Below are 14447 nucleotides of genomic sequence, written 5' to 3' on the forward strand. Positions count from 1 at the left end.
AGGTACCTCATTGCCTGAGGTACCTTCACTTATGATGTTTTTAGGGAGGGATACTGTCTTAATGGAACAGTTATCAGTAAACAGAAGGCAGTTTCAAATTCTTCTGCAGCAGATTAATATGACAGATGATACCTTCATGACATACTTTGAACATGGCGAGATTAAAAAGCTGACAATTCACAAAGCTTCTAAGTCTTGGCATTTTCATTTTCAATTTAAATCTTTGCTGCCTTTTCAAATATATGACACATTAACAACGAGGCTGACGCAATCGTTTGCCCACATAGCAAAAGTGACATCTTCAATTGAAGTTCAGGATGCCGAGGTCAGTGAAAGTATCGTTCAAGACTACTGGTCACGCTGCATTGAAGAACTGCAGGGCATTTCGCCGCCGATTATCAGTCTTTTAAACCAGCAAAAACCGAAGCTGAAGGGCAATAAACTGATTGTCAAAACCAAAACGGATACAGAAGCGGCTGCGCTAAAAAACAAATACAGTTCCATGATTCAAGCAGGCTACCGTCAATTTGGCTTTCCGGATCTTCAGCTTGATGCTGAAATATTTGTATCCGAGCAGGAAGTTCAAAAGTTTCGGGAGCAAAAGCTTGCAGAAGACCAAGAGCGGGCGATGCAGGCCTTGATTGAAATGGAGAAGAAAGATAAAGAAAGTGATGAAGACCAAGCACCATCTGGCCCTCTTGTTATCGGTTATCAAATTAAAGATAACGAAGAAATCCGGACACTTGACAGCATCATGGACGAAGAACGGAGAATTACGGTCCAAGGTTATGTGTTTGATGTGGAGACGCGCGAGCTGAAGAGCGGGCGCACGCTGTGTATCTTCAAAATTACAGACTATACAAATAGTATTTTGATCAAAATGTTTGCACGTGAAAAAGAAGATGCGGCACTGATGAAGTCTCTGAAAAAAGGAATGTGGGTAAAAGCACGCGGAAGCATTCAAAATGATACATTTGTCAGAGACCTTGTCATGATCGCAAATGACGTAAACGAAATAAAAGCAAAAACCCGTGAAGATTCAGCACCTGAAGGAGAAAAAAGAGTGGAATTGCATCTTCATTCCCCAATGAGCCAAATGGATGCTGTTACGGGTATCGGAAAGCTTGTCGAACAAGCGAAAAAATGGGGGCATGAGGCCATCGCTTTGACCGACCATGCTGTCGTTCAATCCTTCCCTGATGCGTATTCTGCGGCCAAAAAGCATGGAATTAAAATGATTTACGGGATGGAAGCGAATCTCGTGGATGATGGCGTGCCAATTGCTTATAATGCCGCACATCGTCTGCTCGAAGAAGAAACATATGTTGTTTTTGACGTTGAGACGACAGGATTGTCTGCTGTATACGATACCATTATTGAGCTGGCTGCAGTAAAAGTAAAAGGCGGAGAAATTATTGATAAATTTGAGGCGTTTGCGAACCCGCATCGTCCGCTTTCCGCCACAATCATAGAGCTGACAGGGATCACAGATGATATGCTACAAGACGCTCCGGATGTCGTAGATGTAATAAGAGATTTCAGAGAATGGATTGGCGATGATATTCTTGTCGCTCATAATGCAAGCTTTGATATGGGATTCTTAAATGTAGCCTATAAAAAGCTTCTTGAAGTCGAAAAAGCTAAAAACCCAGTCATTGATACGCTTGAACTTGGACGTTTTCTCTATCCGGAATTTAAGAACCACCGGTTGAACACACTTTGTAAAAAGTTTGATATCGAACTCACACAGCATCACCGTGCGATCTATGATACTGAGGCAACCGCTTATTTGCTTCTGAAAATGCTGAAAGACGCGGCTGAAAAAGGCATTCAGTACCATGATGAGTTGAATGAAAATATGGGTCAGTCCAATGCTTATCAAAGATCAAGACCGTATCATGCAACATTACTTGCCGTGAACAGCACGGGACTTAAAAATTTATTTAAGCTTGTGTCACTTTCTCATATTCATTATTTTTACAGAGTGCCGCGTATTCCGAGATCTCAGCTTGAGAAATACAGGGAAGGGCTTCTGATCGGTTCTGCCTGTGACAGGGGAGAGGTTTTTGAGGGAATGATGCAAAAATCGCCTGAAGAGGTGGAAGATATCGCGTCATTTTATGATTACCTTGAGGTTCAGCCGCCTGAAGTGTATCGTCACTTGCTGGAGCTTGAACTGGTCCGTGATGAAAAAGCGCTGAAAGAAATTATTGCGAATATCACGAAGCTGGGGGAAAAGCTTAATAAACCGGTTGTTGCTACGGGAAATGTTCATTACTTGAATGATGAGGATAAAATCTACAGAAAGATTTTAATATCCTCACAAGGCGGGGCAAATCCGCTGAATAGGCATGAACTGCCGAAAGTGCATTTCAGAACGACAGACGAAATGCTTGAAGCTTTTTCTTTCTTAGGTGAAGAAAAAGCGAAGGAGATCGTAGTCACCAATACCCAAAAGGTTGCTTCTTTAGTTGATGACATCAAGCCGATTAAAGATGATTTATATACGCCGAAAATCGAAGGCGCTGATGAAGAGATCAGAGAAATGAGCTATCAGCGTGCAAGAAGCATTTACGGGGAAGAGCTGCCTGAAATTGTCGAAGCGCGGATTGAAAAAGAGTTAAAGAGTATTATTGGCCACGGATTTGCTGTTATTTACTTGATCTCTCACAAACTTGTAAAACGTTCACTAGATGACGGGTATCTCGTTGGTTCCCGTGGTTCCGTAGGATCTTCATTAGTTGCGACACTTACTGAGATTACTGAGGTAAACCCGCTGCCGCCGCACTATGTTTGTCCTGAGTGTCAGCATTCTGAGTTCTTTAATGACGGTTCTGTCGGTTCTGGTTTTGACCTGCCTGACAAGACATGTCCTCATTGCGGAACGCCTTTGAAAAAAGACGGCCATGATATTCCATTTGAAACGTTCTTAGGATTTAAAGGGGACAAAGTACCTGATATCGATTTGAACTTCTCAGGGGAATATCAGCCGCAAGCACACAATTACACAAAAGTATTGTTCGGAGAAGACAATGTATATCGTGCGGGAACAATAGGCACGGTGGCAGAAAAAACAGCCTACGGTTATGTAAAAGGCTATGCCGGAGACAACAATCTTCATATGCGCGGTGCCGAAATAGATCGGCTCGTACAGGGATGCACAGGTGTAAAACGTACAACTGGACAACACCCTGGCGGTATTATCGTAGTTCCGGATTATATGGATATTTATGATTTTTCACCGATCCAGTTCCCGGCAGATGCCACAGGTTCAGAGTGGAAAACGACTCATTTTGATTTCCACTCCATCCATGACAACCTGTTAAAACTTGATATTCTCGGACACGATGACCCGACTGTTATTCGGATGCTTCAAGACTTAAGCGGAATAGATCCGAAAACAATTCCGACGGATGATCCTGAAGTGATGAAGATCTTCCAGGGAACCGAATCACTCGGTGTGACTGAAGAACAGATTGGCTGTAAAACGGGCACTCTTGGAATTCCTGAATTCGGAACCCGATTTGTCCGGCAGATGCTTGAAGATACAAAGCCGACCACTTTTTCTGAGCTCGTTCAGATTTCAGGCTTGTCTCACGGAACTGATGTATGGCTTGGCAATGCACAGGAGCTCATCCACAATAATATTTGTGAGCTGAGTGAGGTTATCGGCTGCCGTGATGACATTATGGTTTATTTAATCTATCAAGGCCTTGAACCGTCCCTTGCCTTTAAAATCATGGAATTCGTGCGTAAAGGAAAAGGATTAACGCCTGAATGGGAAGAAGAAATGAAAAATAACAATGTCCCAGACTGGTATATTGATTCCTGTAAAAAGATTAAATACATGTTCCCGAAAGCCCATGCCGCGGCATATGTCTTAATGGCAGTCCGCATTGCTTACTTTAAAGTGCATCATGCTCTTTTGTATTATGCGGCTTATTTTACCGTTCGTGCAGATGACTTTGATATCGATACAATGATCAAGGGCTCTACAGCAATCAGAGCGGTAATGGAGGATATAAACTCTAAAGGACTTGATGCTTCACCGAAGGAAAAGAACCTTCTGACTGTTTTAGAATTAGCGCTTGAGATGTGTGAGAGAGGCTATTCATTCCAAAAAGTCGATTTATATCGCTCCAGTGCTACAGAGTTTATTATTGACGGCAACAGTCTTATTCCGCCGTTTAACTCTATTCCAGGGTTAGGGACGAACGCTGCTTTGAACATTGTAAAAGCTCGCGAAGAAGGCGAATTCCTTTCAAAAGAAGATTTGCAAAAGAGAGGGAAAGTATCAAAAACGATTTTAGAGTACTTAGATCGCCATGGCTGTCTGGAATCACTGCCTGATCAAAACCAATTGTCACTGTTCTAATATGGAAAGCAGAATTTCTCAGAAATTCTGCTTCTATGCATACATAAGCGCAAAAAGTGCCATCGTAATATTAGAGTTTCTGTCACTTGCTTAGGTATGAAGGTAAGCGTATATCCATTTGCAATAAAAATATGGTTATGGTATAGTTTTATTGGAAATGCTAACGATTACCGAGGCAAAGAGTGGGGAAACCCGCTCTTTTGTATTGAACAGGAGAATTTTGTCTCGACATGTTCATCGTTTACTTTTTAGCCCCTGCTCTTTTGAAGCAGGGTTTTTATGCAGAGTGACGAGACGAATATGAGATCGACAGCACAAGGAGGAAGAACATGAGCAAAAAAGTGACTGACACCGTTCAAGAAATGGCTCAGCCAATCGTAGACAGCCTTCAGCTGGAACTCGTTGACATTGAATTTGTCAAAGAGGGCCAAAGCTGGTTCCTTCGCGTGTTTATTGATTCCGATGACGGTGTGGATATTGAGGAATGTGCCAAAGTAAGCGAAGCTTTAAGCGAAAAGCTTGATGAGGCAGACCCAATCAGCCAAAATTACTTTCTTGAAGTCTCATCTCCAGGAGCTGAGCGTCCGCTAAAGAAAAAAGCCGATTTCGAAAAATCACTAGGAAAAAACGTATACATTAAGACGTATGAGCCTATTGACGGCGTAAAAGTGTTTGAAGGTGAACTGGCTGAATTTGATGGACAAACAGTGACAGTTGAGATCACGATCAAAACAAGAAAGAAACGGATCAATATTCCGTATGAAAAGATAGCTAATGCAAGATTAGCTGTTACATTCTAATGAATACAAATGTTTTAAGGGGGGAGACCGTTAAATGAGCAGTGAATTATTAGATGCTCTCACGATTCTTGAAAAAGAAAAAGGCATCAGTAAAGAAATTATCATCGAAGCAATCGAAGCTGCGTTAATTTCTGCTTATAAGCGGAATTTTAATCAAGCGCAAAATGTACGGGTGGATCTAAACCGTGAAACTGGCTCCATCCGTGTATTTGCAAGAAAAGATGTCGTTGACGAAGTATACGACCAGAGATTAGAGATCTCAATTGAAGAGGCGCAGGGCATCCATCCGGAATATATGGTCGGCGATGTCGTCGAAATCGAAGTTACACCTAAGGATTTCGGGCGCATAGCTGCTCAAACAGCGAAGCAGGTCGTCACACAGCGTGTGCGCGAAGCTGAGCGCGGTGTGATTTATTCTGAATTTATCGACCGTGAAGAAGACATCATGACAGGGATCGTCCAGCGTCTGGACAATAAATTTATCTACGTGTCTTTAGGCAAAATAGAAGCCTTGCTGCCGGTTAATGAGCAAATGCCGAATGAAAGCTACAAGCCCCATGACCGCATTAAGGTATATATCACAAAAGTAGAAAAAACAACGAAGGGCCCGCAGATTTATGTGTCAAGAACACATCCAGGCCTGTTAAAGCGTTTGTTTGAAATTGAAGTGCCTGAAATTTATGATGGAACTGTCGAGCTAAAATCTGTTGCCAGAGAAGCCGGCGACCGTTCAAAAATTTCTGTTCGCACAGATGATCCTGACGTGGATCCTGTCGGTTCATGCGTAGGGCCTAAAGGCCAGCGTGTGCAAGCAATCGTCAATGAATTAAAAGGTGAAAAAATTGACATTGTCAACTGGTCCAGTGATCCTGTAGAATTTGTCGCGAATGCGCTCAGCCCTTCCAAAGTGCTTGATGTCATTGTTAATGAAGAAGAAAAAGCGACAACTGTTATTGTTCCTGATTACCAGCTGTCTCTGGCAATTGGCAAAAGAGGACAAAACGCACGCTTAGCTGCTAAACTGACAGGCTGGAAGATTGATATTAAGAGCGAAACGGACGCAAGAGAACTTGGAATCTATCCGAGAGAACTTGAAGAAGATGATGAGCCGCTCTTTACGGAGCCTGAAACTGCTGAATCGGATGAATAAGAGGTGACTTTAGGTGAATAAACACAAAAAGATCCCATTACGCAAATGTGTAGTGACTGGTGAAATGAAGCCTAAAAAGGAACTGATCCGAGTTGTACGGTCGAAAGAAGGCGAAATCTCAGTAGACCCGACTGGAAAAAAGAATGGGCGGGGTGCTTATTTAACGCTGGATAAAGAGTGCATCTTAGCAGCAAAAAAGAAAAACACTTTGCAAAATCAATTTCAATCACAAATCGATGACCAGATTTTCGATGAATTGCTGGAACTGGCGGAAAAGGTGAAAAAATAAAATGTCTGGAATGGAATGGTTTCCCTTGCTGGGTCTGGCCAATCGAGCTCGTAAGGTCGTGTCAGGCGAAGACTTGGTAATAAAAGAAATCAGGAATGCGCGTGCAAAGCTTGTCCTGCTTACAGAGGATGCATCATCTAACACAGCAAAAAAAGTAACTGACAAGTGCAATTATTATAAAGTCCCTTATAAAAAAGTCGAGAGTCGCGCGGTTCTTGGACGCTCTATCGGTAAAGAAGCCCGTGTCGTTGTCGCCGTCACTGACCAAGGTTTTGCGAATAAGCTGATCAGCTTGCTCGATTAATATTTTTGGGGGTGAACGAATGGCTAAAATGAGAGTATACGAATATGCAAAAGCGTTAAATGTTTCAAGTAAGGAAATTTTGACCGCACTGAAGAACATGGATTTAGAAGTGAATAATCACATGGCCATGCTTGAAGAAAAGGCCATTAAAAAGCTTGATGCCAAATATAAAAAAGGCGGCGCAGCCGCTAAATCTCAACAGCCAGCAGAAACGAACAAAAACAAACAGCCACAAGGGGTTAATCAGCAATCAGCTGGAAATCAACCAAATAAAATTCGAGACGGAAAGAAGAATGACGTGCAGAATAATCAATTTAACAAAAACAAGAAGAATAACAACAACAAAAAAAATAAACGCAACAACAACAATAAAAACCAACATCAGCAAAAGCCTGTAAAGCCGAAAAAGGAGCTTCCTGAGAAAATTACATTCTCTGGCACTTTAACGGTTGGCGCACTTGCTGAAGAGCTTGGCAAAGAGCCTTCAGAAATCATTAAAAAGCTGATGCTTCTTGGCGTAATGGCAACTATTAACCAAGAGCTTGATAAAGACACAATCGAACTCATTGCATCAGAATATGGTGTTGAAACAGAAGAGGTCATTGTGCTTGAAGAAACAGAGTTGGAAAAATACGAAGAGCCTGATAATGAAGAGAATCTTGAAATTCGTCCTCCTGTCGTGACAATCATGGGCCACGTTGACCATGGGAAAACAACGCTTCTTGACAGCATCCGTAAAACAAAGGTTGTTGAAGGAGAAGCAGGCGGAATCACTCAGCATATTGGTGCTTATCAAATTGAAGAGAACGGCAAGAAAATCACGTTCTTGGATACACCGGGCCACGCCGCATTTACAACAATGCGTGCACGCGGTGCAGAAGTAACTGATATTACGATTCTCGTCGTAGCTGCCGATGACGGTGTCATGCCGCAAACAGTAGAAGCGATTAACCATGCAAAAGCAGCAGAGGTTCCAATCATCGTTGCTGTGAATAAAATTGATAAAGAATCCGCCAATCCTGACCGCGTGATGCAAGAACTGACGGAATACGGACTTGTCCCTGAAGCTTGGGGCGGAGAAACCATTTTTGTACCGCTTTCCGCTTTAACAGGAAAAGGCATTGATGAGCTCGTTGAAATGATTTTGCTTGTCAGTGAGGTAGAGGAACTGAAAGCAAATCCGAACCGTCAGGCAAAAGGAACGGTTATTGAAGCTGAACTCGATAAAGGCAGAGGGTCAGTCGCGACATTGCTCGTGCAGACTGGAACATTGCATGTCGGTGATCCAATCGTAGTCGGCAATACATTTGGCCGTGTCCGTGCAATGGTCAACGACATTGGCCGCCGTGTGAAAACTGCCGGCCCGTCAACTCCGGTTGAAATTACCGGTTTGAATGATGTCCCTCAAGCGGGAGACCAATTCCTTGTCTTTAAGGATGAAAAAACAGCTCGTTCTGTCGGTGAAGCCCGTGCTTCGAAACAGCTTGAAGAGCAGCGCAGCGATAAAGCGAAGCTCAGTCTTGATGATTTATTCGAGCAAATTAAGCAAGGTGATGTAAAAGACATCAACCTCATCGTAAAAGCTGACGTTCAAGGATCTGCTGAAGCTTTAACGGCTGCACTTCAAAAAATTGAAGTAGAAGGCGTTAAAGTGAAAATCATCCATACAGGCGTTGGTGCGATTACTGAATCTGACATTATCTTGGCATCTGCTTCCAATGCAATTGTTATTGGGTTTAATGTGAGACCGGACGGAAATGCTAAGAGTACGGCTGAAGCTGAAAATGTAGATATTCGACTTCACCGTATCATTTACAAAGTAATCGACGAGATTGAAGCTGCCATGAAAGGTATGCTTGATCCTGAATATGAAGAAAAAGTAATTGGTCAAGTAGAAGTACGCCAAACATTCAAAGTATCTAAAATCGGTACAATTGCCGGCGGATATGTTACTGAAGGAACCATTACGCGCGACAGCGGCCTCCGTTTAATTCGTGACGGCGTCGTCATCTTTGAAGGCGAAGTAGATGTTCTGAAACGCTTTAAAGACGATGTGAAAGAAGTTTCACAAGGCTATGAATGTGGTATTACAATTAAGAAATACAATGACATTCGTGAAGGTGACATCCTTGAAGCGTTTGTCATGCAAGAAATTGAAAGAACGTGATCGGATTTGCGGAGTGTGAATGCATCATTTATGATGCAGGATCGCTAAAAGAAAAGCGTGCCGTTCTGAAGCGGGTTTTAACCAGGGTTCAAAACAAGTTCAATGTTTCGATTTCGGAGATTGGCTATCAGGACACCTGGCAAAGAACCAGCTTTGGAATCGCCGCTGTTTCTTCCTCTCGCGTTCAAACAGAAAAAGAACTGCAGCGCGTCCTAGCGTTTATCGATTCTTTTCCTGAAATTGAACGGACGATCACTAGGACAGAGTGGTTTTAACTTAGAGGTGATTGAATTGAGTATGAGAGCAAACCGTGTCGGCGAGCAAATGAAAAAAGAACTCGGTGATATTATCAGCCGCAAGCTGAAAGACCCGAGAATTGGTTTTCTGACAGTAACGGATGTACGTGTATCAGGTGATTTGCAAATTGCAAAGGTGTATATCTCGGTTCTCGGTGACGAGAAAAAACGGGAAGAAGCGCTGAAAGGGCTGGCAAAGGCGAAAGGATTTATCCGATCCGAAATCGGCAGCCGCATCAGACTTCGAAAAACGCCTGAAATTGAATTTGAGTTCGATGAATCAATCGATTACGGAAATCGGATCGAAACACTGATTCACGAATTACATTCAGAGAAACCATCTGAATAAAAAATCAGAGGATAGGCGTATATCGTCTGTCCTCTTTCTTCGTTTAAAAGAAAAAAACTCAAAAGAAGGAGTGAAAGGCAAATGGTTAACGGAGTTCTCCTTTTACATAAACCTGTTGGCATGACATCGCACGACTGTGTCATGAAGATCCGAAAGCTGTTAAAAACAAAAAAAGTAGGACATACAGGAACGCTCGATCCGGAAGTGTCAGGCGTGCTTCCGATTTGTGTAGGAAGAGCGACAAAAATAGTCGAATACTTAACTGAAAAATCTAAAACGTATGATGCAGAAATAACGCTGGGCTTTTCAACCACAACAGAGGATCAAACCGGAGAAACGGTGGAAACAAAGCCTGTTAATCACGACATTGATAAAGCGGATGTAGAAAAGGTTTTAAACAGTTTAAAGGGTAAACAAGAACAAATTCCGCCTATGTATTCCGCTGTAAAAGTAAACGGCAAAAAATTATACGAATACGCAAGAGCAGGGATTGAAGTAGAACGTCCGAAACGTATGATAACCATTGAAGACATTGCCCTGACGACAGAGATTAAACATCATGGAGAAACCGCAAGCTTCCGGTTTACAGTGACTTGCTCCAAAGGGACCTATGTAAGGACGCTGGCGGTCATGATCGGAGAAAAGCTCGGATATCCGGCTCATATGTCTCATTTAATCCGTACGGCATCCGGAGATTTTTCTCTCGACGAATGCTTTACTTTTGATGAGCTCGAAGCACAGGCCCAATCCGGAACCGTGGAAGAGCATACAGTTTCTATTGAACGTGCGCTCAATCATTTGCCGAAATGGATCATAAGTGATACATTAGCTAAGAAAGTAGAAAATGGGGCTTTGCTTGAGACGCCTGAGCAGTTTTCTGAAATGACAAGTGAAGAGCGTATTGCCGTCTTTACTGAATCCGGAACCTGCTTGGCGATCTATTTCCCTCATCCTGCAAAAAAAGGGCTGTTAAAGCCGGCAAAAGTATTGATGCAAAAAAGCGAACAATAGAAAAAAGGTGACCGTTCTGTGAAGACGATACATATTACACATCCTCATCATTTAATAAAAGAGGAGCAGGCTAAATCAGTGATGGCGTTAGGTTATTTTGACGGCGTTCATCTCGGGCATCAAAAGGTAATCGGCACAGCGAAGCAAATAGCCGAAGAAAAAGGTCTGACATTAGCTGTGATGACCTTTCATCCCCATCCTTCTCACGTGTTGGGCAGAGATAAGGAACCAAAGGATCTGATTACGCCTCTTGAAGACAAAATAAACCAAATTGAACAATTAGGCACAGAAATTCTGTATGTCGTTAAATTTAATGAAGTGTTTGCTTCTCTTTCTCCTAAGCAGTTTATAGACCAGTATATTATCGGCCTTAATGTGCAGCATGCAGTGGCAGGCTTTGACTTTACGTACGGCAAATACGGCAAGGGAACAATGGAGACCATGCCAGATGATTTAGACGGAAAAGCTGGGTGCACAATGGTAGAAAAATTGACGGAGCAAGATAAAAAAATCAGTTCTTCGTATATCCGTACCGCGCTTCAAAACGGAGATGTTGAATTGGCGAATGTCTTGCTTGGACAGCCTTATTTTATTAAAGGAATTGTCATTCATGGTGATAAAAGAGGACGGACCATCGGGTTTCCGACAGCAAATGTCGGTTTAAATAACAGCTATATCGTTCCGCCCACAGGTGTATATGCCGTAAAAGCGGAAGTGAACGGCGAAGTTTACAATGGCGTTTGCAATATCGGCTATAAGCCGACGTTTTATGAAAAGCGCCCTGAGCAGCCTTCCATCGAGGTCAATCTGTTTGATTTCGATCAGGAAGTATATGGAGCCGCTATAAAAATCGAATGGTATAAACGGATTCGGAGCGAGCGGAAATTCAATGGCATCAAAGAATTAACTGAGCAAATTGAGAAAGATAAGCAGGAAGCCATCCGTTATTTCAGCAATTTGCGGAAATAACTTGCAATGTACACAAATTTTATTCTAAAATATTTGCATATAGGCGCGTTTTTTAGTATGATAGTTCTCGTAGTCTTAAAACCATTGCTTGGCAATCCGAAGTCACCGACGGTTGCTAGGTAACTGGGGCTAAATATGATTTGGAGGTGAAACAGGATGGCAATTACTCAAGAGCGTAAAAATCAACTCATCAATGAGTTCAAAACACACGAATCTGATACTGGATCTCCAGAAGTTCAGATCGCTATCCTAACTGACTCAATTAACAACTTGAACGAGCATTTACGTACTCACAAGAAAGACCACCACTCACGTCGCGGTCTTCTTAAAATGGTAGGTAAGCGTCGTAATCTTCTTACGTATCTGCGTAATAAAGACGTAACTCGTTACCGTGAGTTAATTAACAAACTAGGCTTACGTCGATAATCGTAAAAAGCGGGAGGATTCCCGCTTTTTTATCGTATTAAAGCGAAATTTCTTATAACAAATCATTGAAATCCTTTTACATACTACTTTGACATTGATATGTTCAATTCATTTCGTTCATAATAGGAGTAATTGATTATTTCACACAACGAAGAGAGGAGTTCGTAATCGTATGGGACAAGAAAAACATGTCTTTACCATAGATTGGGCCGGAAGAACGCTTACCGTTGAAACCGGCCAGCTTGCCAAACAGGCAAATGGTGCTGTGATGATCCGCTACGGTGATACAGCAGTACTTAGTACAGCAACCGCTTCAAAAGAACCTAAACCGCTTGATTTCTTCCCTCTTACTGTAAACTATGAAGAAAGATTATATGCGGTAGGGAAAATTCCGGGCGGATTTATTAAAAGAGAAGGACGTCCAAGTGAAAAAGCGGTTCTTGCCAGCCGTTTAATTGACCGTCCGATCCGTCCTTTGTTTGCCGATGGATTCCGTAATGAAGTTCAAGTCATCAGCATTGTCATGAGTGTTGACCAAAACTGCTCTTCAGAAATGGCAGCCATGTTCGGTTCATCTCTTGCACTTTCTGTATCGGATATTCCGTTTGAAGGACCGATTGCAGGGGTTACTGTCGGACGCATTGATGATCAATTTATCATTAACCCGACAGTCGATCAGCTTGAAAAAAGCGACATCAATCTTGTCGTTGCCGGCACGAAAGATGCGATTAACATGGTAGAAGCGGGAGCGGACGAAGTTCCTGAGGAAATCATGCTTGAAGCCATTATGTTCGGTCATGAAGAGATTAAACGCCTGATTGCATTCCAAGAAGAAATTGTTGCAGCAGTCGGCAAAGAGAAATCTGAAATTAAGCTTTTTGAAATTGATGAAGAGCTTAATGAAAAAGTAAAAGCTTTGGCAGAAGAGGATCTGCTGAAAGCCATCCAAGTTCATGAAAAGCATGCCCGTGAAGATGCCATTAACGAAGTGAAGAACGCAGTTGTGGCAAAATTCGAGGATGAAGAACATGATGAAGACACAATCAAGCAAGTGAAGCAGATTTTATCCAAGCTGGTAAAAAATGAAGTTCGCCGCCTGATTACTGAAGAGAAAGTAAGACCGGACGGCCGCGGTGTCGATCAAATCCGCCCGCTCTCTTCAGAGGTTGGCCTCTTGCCAAGAACGCACGGTTCAGGTCTGTTTACAAGGGGACAAACTCAGGCCCTCAGCGTATGTACGCTAGGTGCTCTGGGAGATGTGCAAATCCTTGACGGCTTAGGTGTCGAAGAGTCGAAACGGTTTATGCATCATTACAACTTCCCGCAATTCAGCGTTGGGGAAACAGGACCGATGCGCGGACCTGGACGTCGTGAAATCGGACACGGAGCACTGGGTGAGCGTGCGCTTGAGCCAGTTATTCCGTCTGAAAAAGACTTCCCTTATACTGTCCGTCTTGTTTCAGAAGTGCTTGAATCAAACGGTTCTACATCTCAAGCAAGCATTTGCGCAAGCACACTTGCAATGATGGATGCCGGTGTACCGATTAAAGCGCCAGTTGCTGGTATTGCGATGGGTCTTGTCAAATCAGGCGAACATTACACTGTTTTGACTGACATTCAAGGCATGGAAGACGCGCTCGGAGATATGGACTTTAAAGTAGCGGGAACTGAAAAAGGCGTAACGGCCCTGCAAATGGACATTAAAATTGAAGGCCTTTCCAGAGAGATTCTTGAAGAAGCGCTTCAGCAGGCGAAAAAGGGCAGAATGGAAATCCTCAACAGCATGCTTGCAACATTAAGCGAATCAAGAAAAGAGCTTTCTCGATATGCGCCTAAGATCTTAACAATGACCATTAATCCTGATAAAATCCGCGATGTCATCGGACCAAGCGGAAAACAAATCAATAAGATCATCGAAGAAACCGGTGTTAAAATTGATATTGAGCAGGACGGCACAATCTTTATTTCCTCTACAGATGAAAGCGGCAACCAAAAAGCGAAAAAAATCATCGAAGACCTTGTTAGAGAGGTTGAAGTCGGCCAGCTTTACCTAGGTAAAGTGAAACGGATTGAAAAATTCGGGGCTTTCGTTGAAATTTTCAGCGGAAAAGACGGTTTGGTGCACATTTCAGAGCTTGCGCTTGAACGCGTAGGGAAAGTTGAAGATGTTGTAAAAATCGGAGACGAGATTCTTGTCAAAGTCACTGAAATTGATAAACAAGGACGAGTGAATTTGTCCCGCAAAGCGGTGCTCCGTGAAGAGAAAGAAAAAGAAGAACAACAATCTTAAATGAAAACATAAAAGGAGCCT

12 protein-coding genes are annotated in these 14447 nt (G+C 42.7%); all 12 read left to right on the forward strand.

Features of this window, described 5'->3' with window-relative positions; translation table 11 throughout:
* Nucleotides 1-61: 61 nt before the first annotated feature.
* The 12 genes from CW370_RS04160 (at nucleotide 62) to pnp (ending at nucleotide 14426) form a co-directional block, all read left to right on the forward strand.
* Nucleotides 62-4375 (forward strand): PolC-type DNA polymerase III, encoded by a 4314-nt coding sequence (locus CW370_RS04160; RefSeq protein ID WP_015252086.1) that lies wholly within the window; start codon nucleotides 62-64, stop codon nucleotides 4373-4375.
* A 329-nt stretch (nucleotides 4376-4704) separates the two neighbouring features.
* Nucleotides 4705-5175 (forward strand): ribosome maturation factor RimP, encoded by a 471-nt coding sequence (gene rimP, locus CW370_RS04165; protein WP_003231915.1) that lies wholly within the window; start codon nucleotides 4705-4707, stop codon nucleotides 5173-5175.
* Nucleotides 5176-5209: 34 nt separating this feature from the next.
* On the forward strand, nucleotides 5210-6325 hold the full coding sequence (gene nusA, locus CW370_RS04170; RefSeq protein WP_003231912.1) for a transcription termination factor NusA: 1116 nt from the start codon (nucleotides 5210-5212) through the stop codon (nucleotides 6323-6325).
* 13 nt (nucleotides 6326-6338) lie between these two features.
* Nucleotides 6339-6614, forward strand: coding sequence for a glucose-induced regulator RulR (gene rulR, locus CW370_RS04175; RefSeq protein WP_009967250.1), 276 nt, complete (start codon nucleotides 6339-6341; stop codon nucleotides 6612-6614).
* Nucleotide 6615: 1 nt separating this feature from the next.
* Entirely contained in the window at nucleotides 6616-6918 is a 303-nt protein-coding gene (locus tag CW370_RS04180) for a YlxQ family RNA-binding protein (protein WP_003220946.1), read from the forward strand.
* A gap of 19 nt (nucleotides 6919-6937) precedes the next feature.
* A complete protein-coding gene (gene infB, locus CW370_RS04185) occupies nucleotides 6938-9085 on the forward strand; it encodes a translation initiation factor IF-2 (protein WP_101169490.1) in 2148 nt (715 codons plus the stop codon).
* Nucleotides 9082-9360, forward strand: coding sequence for a DUF503 domain-containing protein (locus CW370_RS04190; protein WP_003231905.1), 279 nt, complete (start codon nucleotides 9082-9084; stop codon nucleotides 9358-9360). Before infB ends, CW370_RS04190 begins: the two co-directional genes overlap by 4 nt.
* 16 nt (nucleotides 9361-9376) lie before the next feature.
* On the forward strand, nucleotides 9377-9730 hold the full coding sequence (gene rbfA / locus CW370_RS04195) for a 30S ribosome-binding factor RbfA (RefSeq protein ID WP_009967251.1): 354 nt from the start codon (nucleotides 9377-9379) through the stop codon (nucleotides 9728-9730).
* An 81-nt stretch (nucleotides 9731-9811) separates the two neighbouring features.
* Nucleotides 9812-10741: a tRNA pseudouridine(55) synthase TruB gene (truB, locus tag CW370_RS04200; RefSeq protein WP_101169491.1), complete on the forward strand. Its 930-nt coding sequence runs from the start codon at nucleotides 9812-9814 to the stop codon at nucleotides 10739-10741.
* Between the two features lie 18 nt (nucleotides 10742-10759).
* On the forward strand, nucleotides 10760-11710 hold the full coding sequence (ribF, locus tag CW370_RS04205; RefSeq protein WP_101169492.1) for a bifunctional riboflavin kinase/FAD synthetase: 951 nt from the start codon (nucleotides 10760-10762) through the stop codon (nucleotides 11708-11710).
* A 156-nt stretch (nucleotides 11711-11866) separates the two neighbouring features.
* A complete protein-coding gene (rpsO, locus tag CW370_RS04210; RefSeq protein ID WP_003220957.1) occupies nucleotides 11867-12136 on the forward strand; it encodes a 30S ribosomal protein S15 in 270 nt (89 codons plus the stop codon).
* Nucleotides 12137-12308: 172 nt separating this feature from the next.
* Nucleotides 12309-14426, forward strand: coding sequence for a polyribonucleotide nucleotidyltransferase (gene pnp / locus CW370_RS04215; protein ID WP_003231897.1), 2118 nt, complete (start codon nucleotides 12309-12311; stop codon nucleotides 14424-14426).
* Nucleotides 14427-14447: the final 21 nt, after the last annotated feature.

This window comes from Bacillus sp. SN32, from assembly GCF_002837495.1.
Taxonomy (GTDB): Bacteria; Bacillota; Bacilli; order Bacillales; family Bacillaceae; genus Bacillus; species Bacillus subtilis.

Bases quoted from the DNA above. Each gene is read 5' to 3' on its own strand.
- infB (WP_101169490.1), top strand. From the start codon at position 6,938: ATGGCTAAAATGAGAGTATACGAATATGCAAAAGCGTTAAATGTTTCA.
- CW370_RS04160 (WP_015252086.1), top strand. From the start codon at position 62: ATGGAACAGTTATCAGTAAACAGAAGGCAGTTTCAAATTCTTCTGCAG.
- rpsO (WP_003220957.1), top strand. From the start codon at position 11,867: ATGGCAATTACTCAAGAGCGTAAAAATCAACTCATCAATGAGTTCAAA.
- CW370_RS04180 (WP_003220946.1), top strand. From the start codon at position 6,616: ATGTCTGGAATGGAATGGTTTCCCTTGCTGGGTCTGGCCAATCGAGCT.
- truB (WP_101169491.1), top strand. From the start codon at position 9,812: ATGGTTAACGGAGTTCTCCTTTTACATAAACCTGTTGGCATGACATCG.
- nusA (WP_003231912.1), top strand. From the start codon at position 5,210: ATGAGCAGTGAATTATTAGATGCTCTCACGATTCTTGAAAAAGAAAAA.
- rimP (WP_003231915.1), top strand. From the start codon at position 4,705: ATGAGCAAAAAAGTGACTGACACCGTTCAAGAAATGGCTCAGCCAATC.
- pnp (WP_003231897.1), top strand. From the start codon at position 12,309: ATGGGACAAGAAAAACATGTCTTTACCATAGATTGGGCCGGAAGAACG.